The sequence below is a fragment of the Azospirillum sp. A26 genome (genome assembly GCF_042604635.1).
GTDB lineage: Bacteria > Pseudomonadota > Alphaproteobacteria > Azospirillales > Azospirillaceae > Azospirillum > Azospirillum palustre.
In genome coordinates this window covers 23,050-39,601 of record NZ_CP170475.1, presented here as the reverse complement: position 1 = coordinate 39,601, position 16,552 = coordinate 23,050, and the positions used below count along the sequence as shown (strand labels likewise).

Below are 16,552 nucleotides of genomic sequence, written 5' to 3'. Positions count from 1 at the left end.
CGCCTCACCCCCCGATCCGCCGGACCGGCTTCGGCGCCGATTGCTGTTCGAACAGGCGGCGATAGAGCCCGCCCGGCCGGTGGAGCAGGGTGGCATGGCTGCCTTCCTCCACCACCCGGCCCTGATTGAAGACCAGGATGCGGTCCAGCGTGCGCACGGTGGACAGGCGGTGGGCGATGATGATGGCGGTGCGGCCCTGCATCAGCCGCTCGATGGCCTCCTGGATCAGCGCCTCCGATTCCGAATCCAGGCTGGAGGTCGCCTCGTCCAGGATCAGGATCGGCGCGTCGGCCAGGAAGGCACGGGCCAGCGCCACCCGCTGCCGCTCGCCGCCCGACAGCTTGACGCCGCGCTCGCCGACCAGCGTCGCATAGCCCTTCGGCAGGCGGACGATGAAGTCGTGGGCGTTGGCGAGCTTGGCCGCCCGCTCGATCTCCGCCATCGACGCGCCGGGGCGTCCGTAGGCGATGTTCTCCGCGAGCGTGCGGTGGAACAGGATCGGCTCCTGCGGGACGATGGCGATCTGGGAGCGCAGGGAGTGCTGCGTCGCACCCGCCACCTCCTGCCCGTCGATCAGCACCCGGCCGTCGGTCACGTCATAGAGTCGCTGGATCAGCTTGACGAAGGTGGTCTTGCCCGACCCCGACGGACCGACCAACCCGACCCGCTCGCCCGCCTTGATGGTCAGCGACAGGTCGCGGTAGAGCGGCGTGGTGTGGCCGCCATACTGGAAGGTGACGCGGTCGAAGCGCACTTCGCCCGCCCGGATGCGGATCGGGGTGGCGTCCGGCCGGTCCTCCACCCCCAGCGGCTCGGCATGGATCGCCACCAGCTCCTCCATCTCATTGACTGAGCGCTGGAGGTGGTTGATGTGCATGCCGATGTCGCGCAGATAGCCATGCACGACGAAATAGGTGGTCAGCACATAGGCGACGTCGCCCGGCGTCGCCTGCCCACGCCACCACAGCCACAGCGCCGTCGCGACCACGGCACTGCGGATCAGCAGCAGCACGACCAGTTGCACGGTGCTGTGGCGGGTATGCCGGGTCCAGGTGCGGTGGGTGCGGCGGCTCCACTTGCCGACGACGGTGGAAAGGCGGTCGTCCTCGCGCGGCTCGGCGCCGAAGGCCTTGACCACGGCGTTGCAGCCGATGGCGTCGGCCAGCGTTCCGCCGAGCTTGGTATCCCAGGCGTTCGACAACCGGGCGGCCGGCGCGATGTAGAGGGTGGAGAACATCACCGTCATCGCGATGTAGATTGCGGTGCCGAGCGCGATGACCAGCCCCATCGCCGGCCAATGCAGCCCCAGCGTCACCATCGTGCCGATCAGCACGACCAGCGACGGCCACAGCGCCAGCAGCAGCGTGTCGTCCAGCGTGTCGAGCGCCCACATGCCGCGGGTGATCTTGCGCACCACCGATCCGGCGAAGCTGTTGGCGTGCCAGTCGGTGGAGAAGCGCTGGATGCGATGGAAGCTGTCCTGGCCGACATCCGCCATGATGCGCAGGGTGAAGGGGATGACGCTGCTCCAGGCGATGTGGCGCATCACCACCATGCCGACGCCGAGCGCCACCATGGCGCCGAAGGCGGTCAGCGCCGCATGCAGCGCCGCGTCGCGGTCGCCCGGCAGCATCGTGAGGGCATCGACCAGCCGGCCGGCGAACAGCGGCATGAAGACGTCGGCCAGCGTCGACAGGGCGATGGCGCCGGCGATGCCGACGGCCAGCGGGGTCTGGCGGCGCCAGTGACGGAAGGTGAAGGCCAGAACGCTGCGGATGGCGTTCGGGCGCAGGGTGCGTTTCGACTGTGCCATGGGAATCCAACCGGGGCAGGGGCCGGCCACACGGGCGGCAGCCCCGCCAAAGGAGCCATTGGGAGAAATGCGGTGTTGAATTCCCTCTCCCGCCCCCGGAGAGGGAAGGGGCACATGGCATTGCCATGGGAAGGGTGAGGGGTTCGGCACGAAACGATGAGTTTCGGGAGTCTTGGGTCACCCCTCACCCTCCCCACCGCTTCGCGGCGGGTCCCCTCCCTCTCCCGGGGCGGGAGAGGGCAACTGGGAAACTTACATTACGCTTACCGGCCCTTCAAATTGGTCTGGCGCGGCTTCATGCCGGACGGCTTGCCGCCGGCCCCGGCGGCCGGCTTCGCCCCCGGCGCCTTGCCCACCGGCGGCACCACGCGGCGGCCCTGGCCGGCCTGCTGGGTCAGGAAAGTCTTGCCCCCCTTCTCCCGCGGCTTGGCGGTGGCGCCGACCGGTTGCCAGCCCGGGATCAGATGCTCCTCGCCCGGGCCGATCAGGTCCTCGCGGCCCAGGCGTTTCAGCGCCTCGCGCAGGATCGGCCAGTTCTCCGGATCGTGGTAGCGCAGGAAGGCCTTGTGCAGGCGGCGCTGCTTCAACCCCTTCGCCGACGAAACGATTTCCGACCCGACGCGGCGGACCGGCCGCAGCGGGTTGCGCTCGCTGTGGTACATCGCGGTCGCCAGCGACATCGGCGAGGGCAGGAAGGTCTGCACCTGATCCGCCTTGAAGCCGTTCCGCTTCAGCCACAAGGCGAGGTTCATCATGTCCTCGTCCGTGGTGCCGGGGTGGGCGGCGATGAAGTAGGGGATGAGGTAGAGCTTCTTCCCGGCCTCCTTCGCGGCCTTGTCGAACATCCGCTTGAACTCATCGTAGGCCCCCATGCCGGGCTTCATCATCTTGCCAAGCGGCCCCGGCTCTGTGTGTTCCGGCGCGATCTTCAGGTAACCGCCGACATGGTGGGTCACCAGCTCCTTCACATATTCCGGATTGCGGACGGCGAGGTCGTAGCGCAGGCCCGACGCGATGTGGATCTTCTTCACCCCCGGCACGGCGCGGGCCTTGCGGTAGAGCTGGACCAGCGAGGAATGGTCGGTGTTCAGGTTCTTGCAGATGTCCGGGAAGACGCAGGACGGGCGCCGGCAGACCGACTCCGTCTCCTTGTCCTTGCAGGCGAGGCGATACATGTTGGCGGTCGGCCCGCCCATGTCGGAGATGACGCCGGTGAAGCCCTTGGTCTTGTCGCGGATATGCTCGATCTCGCGCAGGATCGACCCTTCCGACCGGCTCTGGATGATGCGTCCCTCATGCTCGGTGATCGAGCAGAAGGAACAGCCGCCGAAGCAGCCGCGCATGATGTTGACCGAGAAGCGGATCATCTCCCACGCCGGGATGCGCGCATCGCCGTAGGACGGATGCGGCGCGCGGGCATAGGACAGGTCGTAGACGCCGTCCATCTCGTTGGTTTCGAGCGGGATCGGCGGGGGGTTCAGCCAGACGTCGCGGTCACCGTGGCGCTGGACCAGCGCGCGGGCGTTGCCGGGGTTGCTCTCCTGATGCAGCACGCGGCTGGCATGGGCATAGAGCACCTTGTCGGCCGTCACCTGCTCGAAGCTGGGCAGCCGCACCGCCATGCGGTCGGCGCCGGCGGCGCGCGGCGACACCGGGGTGGACGGATCGTCGATGGAGCTGCTGTCCACCACCGTCCAGCCGTCCGGCAGGGACGAGCGCATGATCGCGGTACCGCGTATGTCGGTCATCGCCTTGGGCGATTCCCCGTTCAGCGCACGCTGGGCGATCTCGATGATGGCGCGTTCGGCATTGCCGTAGACCAGCATGTCCGCCTTGGAATCGACCAGGACGGAGCGGCGGATCTTCTCGCTCCAATGATCGTACTGGGCGATGCGGCGCAAGCTGGCCTCGATGCCGCCCAGCACGATGGGCACGTCCTTGAAGGCTTCGCGGCAGCGCTGGGAATAGACGATGACGGCGCGGTCCGGCCGCTTGCCGCCCTCGTCGTTCGGCGTGTAGCTGTCGTTGTGGCGCAGGCGACGGTCGGCCGTGTAGTGGTTGACCATCGAGTCCATGTTGCCGCCGGTCACGCCCCAGAACAACCGTGGCTTGCCCAGGATCTTGAACGGCTCCGCACTGCTCCAGTCCGGCTGGGCGATGATGCCGACGCGCAGCCCCTGCGATTCCAGCAGCCGGCCGATGATCGCCATGCCGAAGCTGGGATGGTCGACATAGGCGTCGCCGGTGACGACGATGACGTCGCACTGGTCCCAGCCCAGCCGGTCCATTTCCGCGCGCGACATTGGCAGGAAGGGCGCCGCCTTGGGGCGCACGCTCCGGTCCGGGCGGTGGGCGAACAGGTTGGGGGCCGCGAGCATCGCGTTCTCCGGGTCTCAATCAACAATGCGGATGGATAAGCCGACAGTCTTACCTTGTCGGCCGGCAAATTCCCACCGCTGATAACGCAGCGGAGCAATGGGACATTGTGCGGCGTGGCGCGACAGCTATGTGGGACGCCCCACAGCCGGTGCAAGGGTCGGCCAGGGAGCAAGCCACGGGAGAGGGCAGGGCGGTGGAGAGTCAGGCCGCAACGCCGCCCGCTTCTCCGGCCCGGCCATTACGCCGTGCCACCACCCAGCCGATCAGCGCGCCCACCAGCATCACCAGCGCCGCGATCAGGAAGGCGGCGCCCGGATGCGGGAACAGCGGAGCGCTGCCGACCGAGGCGGAATAGACCGTGCCGAAGAAGACCGGCGACAGGATGCCGGCGACGCTCGCCACGCTCATGTTGGCGCCCTGAAGCTGGCCCTGTTCGGACGGGCCGACCCGCTGCGTCATCAGCGACTGGATGGTCGGCATCGCCAACCCCCACAGCGCGTTCGGCACGATGGCGAAGGCGAACCAGCCGCCGTCCGGCGCCAGCCCCATGCAGGCCAGCCCGACCGCCCCGCCGAACAGGCCGACGATCATCGTGCCGCGGTCGCCCAGCCATTTCACCACGCGCGACACCACCAGCCCCTGCATGAGCATGTCGAGCGCACCGACCATCGACAGCAGAAGCCCGACATCCCAGGCACTCCAGCCATAGCGGTGCGCGGCATAAAGCACGAAGACGGCGGGGAAGACCTGATGGGAAACGTGCAGCATGAAATTGACCATCGCCAGACCGGACAATTCCGGGTGCGAGCGCAGCAACTGGAACGCCCCGAACGGGTTGGCCCGGCGCCAGGAAAAGGCCATGCGGCTTTCCGGCGGAAGCGATTCCGGCAGCACCGCCAGACCATAGAGGAAGGCAAGCCCGCTGAGCAGGCCGGCACCCCAGAAGGGTGCCCGCGGCGAGATCTCGCCCAGCACTCCGCCCAGCAACGGTCCGGCGATGAAGCCGGCGCTGAAGGCGGCGCCGATCAGGCCATAGGCGCGCGCCCGCTGTTCTGGCGGCGTCACGTCGGCCATATAGGCGAAGACCGTGGTGAAGCTGGAGGAGGTGATGCCGGCAACGGCACGGCCGACCACCAGCCACCACAAATTCGGCGCCACCGCCATCAGCACATAGTCCGCCGCCAGCCCCAGCGCCGACAGCAGGATCACCGGACGCCGTCCGAAACGGTCAGACAGCGACCCGATCACCGGCGAGGAGAAGAACTGCATCAGAGCCCACAGCGCCACCAGCGCGCCGTTGATGGTGCCGGCCTGCGCATCGGCCCCGGCGAACTCCTCGATCAGCGCCGGCAGCACGGGAATGACGATGCCCATCGCCACGATGTCGAGCGCGGCGGTGACGAGAATGAAGGCTATCGCGGCCTTGCGCGGACGAACGGACGACATGGAAAGCCTTTGGACTCAAAAGATGTAAGCGCCCAAAAGGGACGCGGGCGTGCCCCGGCCGGAGTGGGCGGGCCGGACGGCATCGCGAAGTTGGGGTGGATCATAGAGGAAGCGAAGGCATTTTGGAAGCGGAATATTTCCGATAGCGGATGTATCTTTGCGCCGCTTCGATACGGCTGACATTTTGACATTGCGCCTACATTGCGCCTACAGAATGAAGGCGCATAAGAACGATTATGGAAATTTATAAAGCCAGAGAAGTCTCCGCTGCTTCATAGCCTGCCGAATCCTGATCGAGGGAAAAACAAAAGGCTCCCGCCACCGGATGGCAGCGGGAGCCTTTCGCTTCACTGAGCTTGATGCAAACGCGTCAGCCGAAACGGCCGGTGATGTATTCGGACGTCTTTTCCTTGGTCGGGTTGGTGAAGATCTCTTCCGTGTTCCCGAACTCGATCAGTTCGCCCAGATACATGAAGGCGGTGAAGTTGGAGATGCGGGCCGCCTGCTGCATGTTGTGGGTCACGATGGCGATGCAGTAGTCGGACCGCAGCTCGTCGATCAGCTCCTCGCACTTCGCGGTGGAGATGGGGTCGAGCGCCGAGGTCGGCTCGTCCAGCAGCAGGACCGACGGCTTGACCGCGATGGCGCGGGCGATGCACAGGCGCTGCTGCTGGCCACCGGACAGGCTCATGCCGTTCTGGCGCAGCTTGTCCTTCACCTCGTCCCACAGCGCGGCACGGCGCAGCGAGAACTCAATCCGCTCGTCCATGTCGGCGCGGGACAGCTTCTCGTACAGCTTCACGCCGAAGGCGATGTTGTCGTAGATCGACATCGGGAACGGCGTCGGCTTCTGGAACACCATGCCGACGCGGGCACGCAGCAGGTTCAGGTCCTGCTTGGGCGACAGGATGTTGACGCCGTCCAGCATGACCTCGCCGGTGGCGACCTGCTTGGGGTAGAGGTCGTACATCCGGTTCAGGATGCGCAGCAGGGTCGACTTGCCGCAGCCCGACGGGCCGATGAAGGCGGTGACCTGACGGTCGTAGAGCGGCAGCGAGATGCTCTTCAGCGCGCGATAGCCGTCATAAAAGAAGTCCAGGTTGCGGACGCTGATCTTTTCGGGCAGGCCGGCACCGGCGATGGCACGCTCGGCGACGGTTCCGGCGAGCATGCCCGGAGGCATCTGGTGGCTGCCGTGGGCGGGGCTGTTGGCGTCCATGTGGGTCATCGTCATGGTTACTTTCTCGTCGTGCCGAGACCGGCCAGCAGCCGGGCGCCGATGTTGAGGAGCAGGATGGCGACCGTGATCAGCAGCGCGCCGCCCCAGGCCAGCTGGCGCCAGTCCTCATAGGGCGACATCGCGTATTGGAAGATGACCACTGGCAGGTTGGCCATCGGCGCGTTCATGTCCGCGCTCCAGAACTGGTTGTTCAGGGCGGTGAACAGCAGCGGCGCGGTTTCGCCGCTGATGCGGGCGACGGCCAGCAGCATGCCGGTGATCATGCCGTTGCGGGCGGCACGGTAGGCGACCATCGTGATCACCTTCCATTGCGGAGCACCGAGCGCGGCGGCGGCCTCGCGCAGGCTGTTGGGCACCAGCTTCAGCATGTCCTCGGTCGTGCGGACGACGACCGGGATCACCAGCACCGCCAGGGCCATGGCGCCCGCCCAGGCCGAGAAATGGCCCATGCGGACGACCAGCACCTCGTAGACGAACAGGCCGACCATGATCGACGGCGCGCTCAGCAGCACGTCGTTGATGAAGCGCACCACCTCGGCCAGCTTCGTGTTGCGCCCGAACTCGGCCAGGTAGGTTCCAGCCATGACGCCGACCGGGGTGCCGACCGCGGTGGCGACCGTGGTCATGACGACGCTGCCGAAGATGGCGTTCAGCAGGCCGCCCTCGCCGCCAGGCGGCGGGGTGTTCTCGGTGAACAGGCTGAGGTTGATGGCCGACAGCCCGTTGTAGAGCAGCGTCCACAGGATGGCGACCAGCCAGAACAGGCCGAAGCCGGCAGCCCCCAGCGCCAGGGACAGCGCCACCTTGTTGGCGATGCGCCGGCGGTGATAGAGCCCGCCGATGGGCGTCGCCAGCGTCGCGGAATTGGACATCGTCATGGGCCTCAGACTCCGGCCTTGCGCTGGAGGCGGAGCAGCATCAGCTTCGCGATCGACAGCACGGTGAAGGTGATCAGGAACAGGATCAGGCCGAGCGCCACCAGCGAGGAGGTGTAGACGTCGCCCACCGCCTCGGTGAACTCGTTGGCGATGGAGGCCGAGATCGTCGTGCCCGGCGCCATGATCGAGGAGCTGATGCGGTGCGCGTTGCCGATGACGAAGGTCACCGCCATCGTCTCGCCGAGCGCACGGCCCAGCCCCAGCATCACGCCGCCGACGACGCCGGTGCGGGTGTAGGGCAGCACCACGTTCCACACCACCTCCCAGGTGGTGGCGCCCAGCCCGTAGGCGGATTCACGCACCATCGGCGGCACCGTCTCGAAGACGTCGCGGGTGATCGAGGTGATGAAGGGCAGAACCATGATGCCCAGGATCAGGCCGGCGGTCAGGATGCCGATGCCGTAGGGCGGGCCCATGAACAGGTTGCCGATGCCGGGGATCTGGCCCAGCGTATTGATCAGGAAGGGCTGGATGGTCGACTGCATGAAGGGGGCGAAGACGAACAGGCCCCAGATGCCGTAGATGATGCTGGGGATGCCGGCGAGCAGCTCGATGGCGACGCCGAGCGGGCGCTTCAGCCAGGCGGGGCACATCTCGGTGATGAACAGGGCGATGCCGAAGCTGACGGGAATGCCGACAGCCATGGCGATGACCGACGTTATCAGCGTGCCGTAAATGGGGGCGAGCGCGCCGAATTCCTCCGACACCGGGTTCCAGACTTCGGTTGCGACGAATCCGAAGCCGAACGCGCGGATTGCCGGCAGCGCGCCGTCGATCAGGGAAACCGTGACGCCGCCCAGGATCAGCAGGACGAGCAGCGCGAATGCGAGAGTGGCGTTGCGGAAAGCCGCATCCTGCAGGCGCTGGCGGCGGGCCCGTCGGGCGGTGGAGGCGTGTGCGTCGGTCAAGGTCAGCGCGATCTCGGTCATGGCCGCTCCGTGAGGCGTGCAAAGGGGACGGCGCAATTTCCGTCCCCTCCGGCGATCATGCCCTCGGGCGAGCCGGTCGGCGGCCCGCCCGAGGTCGGTTGGCCGTCGTTACTTGGCCGACGCGGTCCAGACCGGCTTGCCGTCGGCCTGGATGGTCTGCGACCAGGTCTTCTGGACCATCGACACGACCGACTCCGGCATCGGGACATAGTCCAGATCGGTGGCCATCTTGGAACCGCTCTTGTAGGCCCAGTCGAAGAACTTCAGCGCTTCGGCCGAAGACGCCACGTCCTGCGGGGCCTTGTACATCAGGATGAAGCTGGCGCCGGTGATCGGCCAGCTCTCCGCACCCGGCTCGTCGGTCAGCAGGACATAGTAGCCCTTGGCATTGGCCCAGTCGGCGTTGGCGGCGGCGGCCTGGAAGGCCTCGATCTTCGGAGAGACGGTCTTGCCGTCCTTGTTCTGCAGGTCGAGGTGGGTGATGTTGTTCTGCTTGGCGTAGGCGTATTCGACGTAGCCGATCGAGCCGTCCGTCTGCTTGACCATGTTGGCCACGCCCTCGTTGCCCTTGGCGCCGATGCCGGCCGGCCACTGGACGGAGGTGTTGGCGCCGATCTGGGTCTTGAACTTCGGGCTGGTCTTCGACAGGTAGTCGGTGAACAGGAAGTTGGTGCCCGACCCGTCAGAGCGGTAGACCGGGGCGATGGCGGTGTTCGGCAGGTTGACGTTGGGGTTCAGCGCCTTGATCTGCGCGTCGTTCCACTTGGTGATCTCGCCCATGTAGATGTTGGCGAGAACGGTGCCCGACAGCTTGACCTCGCCGGCCTTGATGCCCCTCAGGTTCACGACCGGAACCACGCCGCCCATGATCATCGGGAACTGGATCAGACCGGCCTGCTCCAGCTCTTCCGGCTTCAGCGGCATGTCCGACGCGCCGAAGGTGACCGTCTTGGCCTTGATCTGCTTGATGCCGCCGCCCGAACCGATCGACTGGTAGTTCAGGCCCGTGCCCGTCTCCTTCTTGTAGGCGTCGGCCCACTTGGCATAGATCGGGTACGGGAAGGTGGCGCCGGCGCCGGAGATGTCGGCGGCCGAAGCGACCGAAATCGGGGCGACCGACACGGACAGGACGGCCAGGGCACCGAAGGCAGCGCAGCGAACGAACGCCGAGGTCATGGTTTTCACGGCTAAACTCCCGATAGGTTTGGACGGTTTGGTTGGGTTTTTCGGAAAAACCCGGCCTTGGCCGGATGTCGGAACCCGCCTTCTTCGTCGCGGTGACCATAGCCGCCGCCGGTGACGGGTTTGTTTTGTTTACGTGTCAGTTTTATGAAACCGACCCGTTCGAGACCGGGAACGCGAAGTCCTGGTGAGGCTCATCGCGCGGCCCGGATTTCCTGGAGGAACAGATGCACGGCGGAGCCGAGGCTGGTCGCCTCGTGCGACAGGCCTTCCGCCACCAGCAGGACGTCGCCGGCTTGGGCGCGCACCTTCGCCGCGGCCTCCGACAGGCCGGCGACGTGGTCCGACGCCGCCTGGGTGCCGACCGCCACGCGGTGGGAGCTGTCGACGATGCTCGACGTGATGGTCGCCTGCTCCTCCACCGCCGCAGCGATGGCCGAGGCGTTGGATTCGATGCGCTGGACGCTGCCGGCCATGGCCGCCACCACTTCCGCCGTCTCGCGGCTGGCCGCCTGGGTCGCGGCGATCTGGCGGGCGATCTCGGCGGTGGCCTGGGCGGTCTGGCCGGCAAGGGCCTTCACCTCTCCGGCGACCACGGCGAAGCCGCGGCCCATCTCCCCTGCCCGCGCCGCCTCGATGGTGGCGTTCAGCGCCAAGAGGTTGGTCTGGCCGGCAATCTCGTCGATCAGCCCGACGACGGTGCCGATCTCTCCCGCCGTGCTCGACAGGTCGGCGACGGTGGCCTTCACCTGCTCGGCGCCTGCGGCGGTGTCGCCGATGATACGGGCCGATTCGCCGGTGCGCTTGCTGATCTCGGCGATGGACTGGGAGATTTCCGAGGCGGCGGTCGCCACCTGCTGGATCCCCGCCGCCATCTCGCCGGACAGCTGCATCGCGGCATCGGCGCGGTCGTTGGCGTTGGCGGCGATGTCGGTCAGCGAGCGGGCGCGGGCGGCCATCTGGCGCGCGGCCTCGGCCAGGGTTTCGACGCTGCTCAGCACGTTGCGTTCGAACTGGTCGGCGATTTCCAGCATGCTGGTGCGGCGGGCCGACGCGGCGTTGCGGCGCTCGATCTCCACCTTCTCGTGCGCCTCTTCCATGGCGCGGGCGTTGGCGATGAAGACGAACAGCGCGCGGGCCATGTCGGTGATCTCGTCATTGCCGTCGGCCTTCTGCTCCACCGTCAGGTCGCCGTCGGCAACCCGGCGCATGGCATCGGCGAGCGTCTCCATCCGGCCGACGACGCGGCGCCCGACATAGAGCGAGACGATCAGCCCGGCCAGCAGCACGCCGGCGGTCGCCAGCAGGATCTGAACCTGATTGGTGCGCTCCAGCGCCTCGTGGGCAGCGGCGGCTCCGTCGGCGGTCGCCTTTTCCGCCGCCTGGACCAGCCCGTCGACCATGGCGGTCAGGGTGGCGCCGGTGCTGCGGTTGCTGTCGATCAGCGTGGCATTCTCGGCATAGGCCGCCAACTCGCCGGCCCGCAGCGCCAGGATGCCGTCATTGCCGAAGCCGAGTTCCAGCAGCCGCTCCGCCAGCCGGCGCACCTCGGCCCCCAGATCGTCGCCGGAGGCGGTCAGGGTGCCGCGGATCGTTGCCGCCAGCGGGTCCAGCGTGCGGCGGGCGGCAGCCAGGCGGGCCGGCGTCTCGGCATTGCCGGCTTCCGCCAGCTTGCCGGCCAGCAGATTGGCGTCGGCCATCAGGCCGCTCAGCACGGTGTAGCGCTGCTGCGCGGCCGGGACCATGTTGGTGGACAGATCCTGCATCCGCTCGGCGATCGCGTTGCCGGCCGCGGCGATGCGGCCACGTGAGTTCAGCATCAGCGGCAGCATGCGGGCGTTGGCGTCGCGGTCCAGCCGGACGATGTCGTCGACGCTGGCGTTCAGCGACTCGGTCAGCTTCTGCCCTTCCGCTTCCGGAATGCCGGGGGTGAGTTGGCGGACGCGGCGGGTGTAGACGCTGGCATCGCCGTCGCCGAAGGCGGCAAGCTCGTTGATCGTCGCCACTACCGGTGCCGCCGCTTCGCTTTTCGCCAGCGGACGCAGCGCGCCCTGAAGGTCGGACAGGGCGGAGTCGAAGTCGGTGGACAGCGACATCACCTTGGACCGGTTGGCCTCGAAGGCGCCGATCAGCAGAGATTTGGCCAGGGCCGCCTCGGCACCGCGCAGCTGGAACAGCGGGATCACCGTCTGCCCCAGCTCGGCGCCGATCACCGCGGAGGATTCGGAGGTCGCCTGCACCATCGCGGAAATCGCCTGGGCCAGCTGTTCGCGCGAGGCCTGCATGTCAGGCTTCAGCGCGGCGAGCAGACGGGCGTGCGCGTCGCTCAACTCCGCCAGCCGACCGCTGCGCTGTTCCTGCAAGGTCAGCCGCCGGCCGGTCGCCGTCCCCAGCGCATCGATGGTGCCCAGCAGAGAGCGCGCGGTGCCGGTCAATTCGGCGACGCGGGCCGCATCGCCACCAGTGTGGCCCTGTCCGACGGCCAGCTGGGCGAGCTGACCGTCCAGCGCCCGGCGCTGCTCGCCCGCCGCGTTGCGCAGCCGGACCAGATCCTCCTCGGACGATGCGGCGTCGATCAGCGGCCCCAGCGCCAGCACCCGCGCCGTGGTGGTGGCAAGGCCGTGGGCGGCGCTGAGCACCGGCACCTGCGTGCCGGTGATGTCGGCGACATGGCCGCGGACGGCGCCGTAGGACATCCAGCCGATCACCGCCGCGATGCAGGGCAGTGCCGCCACGGTTCCGAAGGCGATCAGCATCTTCGACTTGATGCCGGACCGCCGGCGCTGGTCGACAGGCTTTGCCATATGGGCCACCCGTGGCTTGGAGGTTGTCCGTACCGCGCCCGCGGTTCTCCGCAAGCCGGCCGGTGCCATGGGTAGCCCTTCTGGTTGGATGAATCGGTGACGGTTGGATGAAGTTTTCGCTACGCACAATCGAAAGATTGCTGCACGCCGGAAATCATCGGTCGCGCGGGCGGTCATGGTGAATCGAAGGTAAACAGCGCGTGAAACGAATAGCGGCGCCCGACTGGGCCGGGCGCCGCGTTACTGCACGCATACCGCGTAAAATCTGGAAGGAACGCCGACGTTACACCGGCGGCGCCGTCCGCCGCAGGCTGTCACGGTCAGAGGCCTTGGTGAACCAGCCGGTCAGCGCCGGGCGCCCCTCGCGCCAATCCTCGTGCCCGAAGCGGAAATCGAGGTAACCGAGCGCCACCAGCACCGACAGGCTGCCGATGGTGGCCTCCCCCTCCAGCGACGCGGCTTCCGCCTCCAGCAGGTCGAGCGAGCGGGCCACCGCCTTGCGCTGCCGCTCCATCCAGTTGGCCGATTGCTCGCCATTCGGACGCATGGATTCCAGCCGGCGCAGGATGGCGGCGTCGCAGATGCCGTCGGCGATGGCCTGCTGGCGCAGCGCTGTCCAGCGCGCCGGTCCGGCCGGCGGGAACAGCGGCGCCCGGGCGCCCAGCGAATCGAGATACTCGACGATCACCGGGCTGTCGAACAGCGTGATGCCGTCCTCCAGCGTCAATGCTGGCACCTTGCCCAGCGGGTTGTCCGTCGGCAGATCGGTGTCGGCCGACCAGGGATCGGTCGTCACCCGCTCCACCCGGTCCTCCAGCCCGCGTTCGATCAGAATCATCATCACCTTGCGCACGTAGGGCGAGGTGGGGCTCCAGCGCAGCTTCAACATGGATGCTCCTTCCGCATTCGATTGGTTGTCGGCAAGCTTCACCCGCGGAAATGGTCCTTGCGCCGGCGCAGTTCGGCGAACACCTCCACCGATGGGGCGCCGGCCATGCCGATGGCGGCCTGGACACCGGGATCGTCGGCGCGCAGGAAGGGGTTGGTGCGCCGTTCCATGCCGATGGTGGTGGGAAGCGTCGGCCGGTTCCGCTCGCGCAGCTCCGCAACCTCCTCCATCCGCTGGTGCAGGGCGGCGTTGGCGGGATCGACGGTCAGGGCGAAGCGGCCATTCGACTGGGTGTATTCGTGGCCGCAATAGACCAGGGTCCGGTCGGTCAGCGCCCGCAGGCTTTGCAGCGACTCCCACATCTGCGCCGGCGTGCCTTCGAACAGCCGGCCGCAGCCCAGCGAGAACAGGGTGTCGCCGCTGAACAGGGTCTCCGCCGCCTCGAACCAGAAGGCGATGTGGCCGCTGGTGTGGCCGGGCACGGCGAAGACGCGGGCGGTCTGCTCGCCGAACACCGTCCGGTCGCCGTCGCTGAGCGCCACGTCCAGGCCGGGAATGCGGTGGGCGTCGGCGCGGGCGCCGACCACGCTGGCGCGATAGCGCTCCTTCAGCGCCGCCGCCCCGCCGATATGGTCGTCGTGATGGTGGGTCAGGAAAATGTGGGTCAGGGACCAGCCGCGCCGGTCCAACTCGGCCTGCACCGGGGCTGCGTCGCCGGGATCGACCACGCCGACCTTGCCGGATGCCGCGTCGCGCAGCACATAAATGTAGTTGTCGGCGAAAGCCGGAACGAGAATGACCTCCACGGCAGCGGACTCCCTGCTGTTGCGATACGAAACCCGTGTTACGCTTGGGATACCATGTACACTGATATCGTCGATCTGAGGGAGTTCTACGAGTCCGGATTGGGGCAGACCGCCCAGCGGATGATCCGCCGCCGCATCCGCACCATCTGGCCGGACGTGCGCGACCAGATCGTTCTCGGCGTCGGCTACACCACGCCCTACCTGCGCCCCTTCATGGGCGAGGCCGACCGGGTGGTGGCGGTGATGCCGGCCAGCCAGGGCGTCAGCTTCTGGCCGGCGGAAGGGCCGGGCATGGTGGCGCTGGGCGACGAGGCCGACCTGCCCTTCGGCGACAACACCATCGACCGCGTGCTTCTGGTCCATGGGCTTGAGGGCACGGAGCAGCTTCGCCCGATGATGCGCGAGATCTGGCGCGTGCTGGCCGGCGGCGGCCGGGTGCTGGCGGTGGTGCCGAACCGCCGCGGCCTGTGGGCCCGCGCCGACTGGACGCCCTTCGGCCACGGTTTCCCCTATTCCGCCTCGCAGCTGAAGCAGGTGCTGCGCGACACCATGTTCGTGCCGGAACGCACCCGCCACGCCCTGTTCATGCCGCCCCTGCGCTCGCACTTCCTGCAAAAGACGGCACCCGCCTGGGAAGAGGTCGGCGGGCGCTGGTTCAAGGCCTTTGCCGGGGTGACGATGATCGAGGCGTCGAAACAGATCTTCGCCGGCGTGTCGCGCCGGGCGGCACAGCAGCCGGTGAAGCGCCGGCTGATCGTGCCGCTGCCGGGCGGTGCGGCCCCCGCCGCCCGAAGCGGCAGTCCCCGCACCACCATCGTCGGCGGCGACTCCGTCGACTGCCAGCAGCCTTATCCCCGGACTTGATTAATTGCGCACCTGACGCAGCGCATCGGTGACGCGGCCGGCGAGACCGCTGCCCAGGCTGCCGGCCCGCTCCGCGATGCTGCGGCTCAGCGCCGTCAGCTCCTCCAGATTGCGGGTCACGCCCCCCAGCGTCTGTTCGGCGTCGCCGATCCGCTGCTCCGCCGCCATGGCGTCCTGACGCGAGCGGTCGAGCGACCGTGCGACGTCCGAGGTCAGGGTCGCCTGCTCGTCGATGGCGGCGGCGACGGTGCCGTTGATCGCTTGGATCGAGCCGATGGTGGAGTGGATGCGGCCCAGCGCCTCGTCCACTGCGGCGGTTTCCTTTTGCAGATTGGCGACCTGATCGGCGATCTGCTTGGTGGCGTCGGCGGTCTGGCGCGACAGCGCCTTCACCTCGTTGGCGACGACGGCGAAGCCGCGCCCCGCCTCTCCCGCCCGCGCCGCCTCGATGGTGGCGTTCAGTGCCAGCAGGTTGGTCTGGCTGGCGATGGCGTTGATCAGCTTCACCACGCTGGCGATCTGTTCGGCGGCGGAGCGCAGCGAGTTCATCACCGTGGTGGCGCGGTCGCTGTCCGACGCCGCGGCAAGGCTGATCTCCCGCGCCTTGCTGGTGTCGCCGGAAATCTGGTCGGAGGTCGAGGCCAGCCGGTCGAGCATCCCGGCGATGGCGCTGACCGAGCCATCCACGGCACGCGCCGCCCCCGCGGCGTCGGCGGCCTGCCGCAACCCATCCGTTCCGGCGGAACGGGCGGCCGCGACCGCCGATTCCAGCTTGCGGCCGGCATCGGCCAGTTCGGTGGCGAACCCGCCGACGTCGCGCTCGACCCGTTCCGACAAGTCGCGCATCAGGGCGACCCGGCGCGTTTCCGCCGTTTCCGCCCGCAGGGTCGCCAGCACCCAATGGCGGGCGAGGCGGGCGAACCGGCGGGCCTGATCGGCCGGCGCCGCGATGGCGAGCGCCCCGACCCGTTCGCCGTCCAGGTCGATGGCAATGGCATAACCTTCCCGCATCGTGCCGCCCGACTTGGCGGCCTCATCGCGGGTGACCGCTCGCTCGTCCAACCGGCGGGCCACGATGTCGCCGGCGACCGGATGGCTGGTGCCGATCCGCTCCCGCGCGGTTGAGGCGATGACGGCACCGCTCTTGCCTGCGATGGAGACGACGGAGTCCAGTTCCTGGCCGATGGAGTCGCAGAGATCCTGTGCGATGGTGGCGCTGATGTCCAAGACGCTTCTCCCCTTCTTCCCGATTATGGTTTTCA

Annotated in this window: 12 protein-coding genes; 1 reads left to right on the top strand and 11 read right to left on the bottom strand. The window is 67.9% G+C overall.

Annotated elements, in window-relative coordinates; all coding sequences use genetic code 11:
• Positions 1–4 precede the first annotated feature (4 nt).
• From ABNQ39_RS29100 to gloB, 10 genes are all read right to left on the bottom strand, one after another.
• On the bottom strand, positions 5–1,813 hold the full coding sequence (locus ABNQ39_RS29100) for an ABC transporter ATP-binding protein (RefSeq protein WP_376965457.1): 1,809 nt from the start codon (positions 1,811–1,813) through the stop codon (positions 5–7).
• Positions 1,814–2,076: 263 nt separating this feature from the next.
• On the bottom strand, positions 2,077–4,191 hold the full coding sequence (locus ABNQ39_RS29095) for a YgiQ family radical SAM protein (protein ID WP_376965455.1): 2,115 nt from the start codon (positions 4,189–4,191) through the stop codon (positions 2,077–2,079).
• A 202-nt stretch (positions 4,192–4,393) separates the two neighbouring features.
• Entirely contained in the window at positions 4,394–5,638 is a 1,245-nt protein-coding gene (locus ABNQ39_RS29090) for a TCR/Tet family MFS transporter (protein WP_376965453.1), read from the bottom strand.
• 370 nt (positions 5,639–6,008) lie between these two features.
• The gene (pstB, locus tag ABNQ39_RS29085; protein WP_376965735.1) at positions 6,009–6,821 is read right to left on the bottom strand and encodes a phosphate ABC transporter ATP-binding protein PstB; all 813 of its coding nucleotides are present in this window, start codon (positions 6,819–6,821) and stop codon (positions 6,009–6,011) included.
• A gap of 53 nt (positions 6,822–6,874) precedes the next feature.
• Positions 6,875–7,756 (bottom strand): phosphate ABC transporter permease PstA, encoded by an 882-nt coding sequence (gene pstA / locus ABNQ39_RS29080; RefSeq protein WP_376965451.1) that lies wholly within the window; start codon positions 7,754–7,756, stop codon positions 6,875–6,877.
• Between the two features lie 5 nt (positions 7,757–7,761).
• Positions 7,762–8,745: a phosphate ABC transporter permease subunit PstC gene (pstC, locus tag ABNQ39_RS29075; RefSeq protein WP_109051234.1), complete on the bottom strand. Its 984-nt coding sequence runs from the start codon at positions 8,743–8,745 to the stop codon at positions 7,762–7,764.
• Between the two features lie 108 nt (positions 8,746–8,853).
• Positions 8,854–9,921, bottom strand: coding sequence for a phosphate ABC transporter substrate-binding protein PstS (gene pstS, locus ABNQ39_RS29070; protein WP_376965733.1), 1,068 nt, complete (start codon positions 9,919–9,921; stop codon positions 8,854–8,856).
• Positions 9,922–10,121: 200 nt separating this feature from the next.
• The gene (locus ABNQ39_RS29065) at positions 10,122–12,731 is read right to left on the bottom strand and encodes a methyl-accepting chemotaxis protein (protein ID WP_376965449.1); all 2,610 of its coding nucleotides are present in this window, start codon (positions 12,729–12,731) and stop codon (positions 10,122–10,124) included.
• Positions 12,732–13,014: 283 nt separating this feature from the next.
• On the bottom strand, positions 13,015–13,620 hold the full coding sequence (locus ABNQ39_RS29060; RefSeq protein ID WP_376965447.1) for a glutathione S-transferase N-terminal domain-containing protein: 606 nt from the start codon (positions 13,618–13,620) through the stop codon (positions 13,015–13,017).
• Positions 13,621–13,658: 38 nt separating this feature from the next.
• Positions 13,659–14,426: a hydroxyacylglutathione hydrolase gene (gene gloB / locus ABNQ39_RS29055; protein WP_376965445.1), complete on the bottom strand. Its 768-nt coding sequence runs from the start codon at positions 14,424–14,426 to the stop codon at positions 13,659–13,661.
• Between the two features lie 54 nt (positions 14,427–14,480).
• Here gloB and ABNQ39_RS29050 point away from each other — a divergent pair, with 54 nt between their 5' ends.
• Positions 14,481–15,290 carry a methyltransferase domain-containing protein gene (locus ABNQ39_RS29050; RefSeq protein WP_098735257.1) on the top strand — a complete coding sequence of 270 codons (810 nt, stop codon included), beginning with the start codon at positions 14,481–14,483 and terminating at the stop codon, positions 15,288–15,290.
• On the opposite strand, the gene ABNQ39_RS29045 is transcribed toward ABNQ39_RS29050, so the two are convergent.
• Positions 15,291–16,517 (bottom strand): methyl-accepting chemotaxis protein, encoded by a 1,227-nt coding sequence (locus ABNQ39_RS29045; RefSeq protein ID WP_376965443.1) that lies wholly within the window; start codon positions 16,515–16,517, stop codon positions 15,291–15,293.
• Positions 16,518–16,552 lie beyond the last annotated feature (35 nt).

What these genes read in the sequence shown, in the direction of transcription:
- pstC (WP_109051234.1), bottom strand. Translation starts at nt 8,745, where the DNA reads ATGACCGAGATCGCGCTGACCTTGACCGACGCACACGCCTCCACCGCC.
- pstB (WP_376965735.1), bottom strand. Translation starts at nt 6,821, where the DNA reads ATGCCTCCGGGCATGCTCGCCGGAACCGTCGCCGAGCGTGCCATCGCC.
- ABNQ39_RS29095 (WP_376965455.1), bottom strand. Translation starts at nt 4,191, where the DNA reads ATGCTCGCGGCCCCCAACCTGTTCGCCCACCGCCCGGACCGGAGCGTG.
- pstS (WP_376965733.1), bottom strand. Translation starts at nt 9,921, where the DNA reads ATGACCTCGGCGTTCGTTCGCTGCGCTGCCTTCGGTGCCCTGGCCGTC.
- ABNQ39_RS29100 (WP_376965457.1), bottom strand. Translation starts at nt 1,813, where the DNA reads ATGGCACAGTCGAAACGCACCCTGCGCCCGAACGCCATCCGCAGCGTT.
- ABNQ39_RS29090 (WP_376965453.1), bottom strand. Translation starts at nt 5,638, where the DNA reads ATGTCGTCCGTTCGTCCGCGCAAGGCCGCGATAGCCTTCATTCTCGTC.
- ABNQ39_RS29060 (WP_376965447.1), bottom strand. Translation starts at nt 13,620, where the DNA reads ATGTTGAAGCTGCGCTGGAGCCCCACCTCGCCCTACGTGCGCAAGGTG.
- pstA (WP_376965451.1), bottom strand. Translation starts at nt 7,756, where the DNA reads ATGACGATGTCCAATTCCGCGACGCTGGCGACGCCCATCGGCGGGCTC.
- ABNQ39_RS29050 (WP_098735257.1), top strand. Translation starts at nt 14,481, where the DNA reads ATGTACACTGATATCGTCGATCTGAGGGAGTTCTACGAGTCCGGATTG.
- ABNQ39_RS29065 (WP_376965449.1), bottom strand. Translation starts at nt 12,731, where the DNA reads ATGGCAAAGCCTGTCGACCAGCGCCGGCGGTCCGGCATCAAGTCGAAG.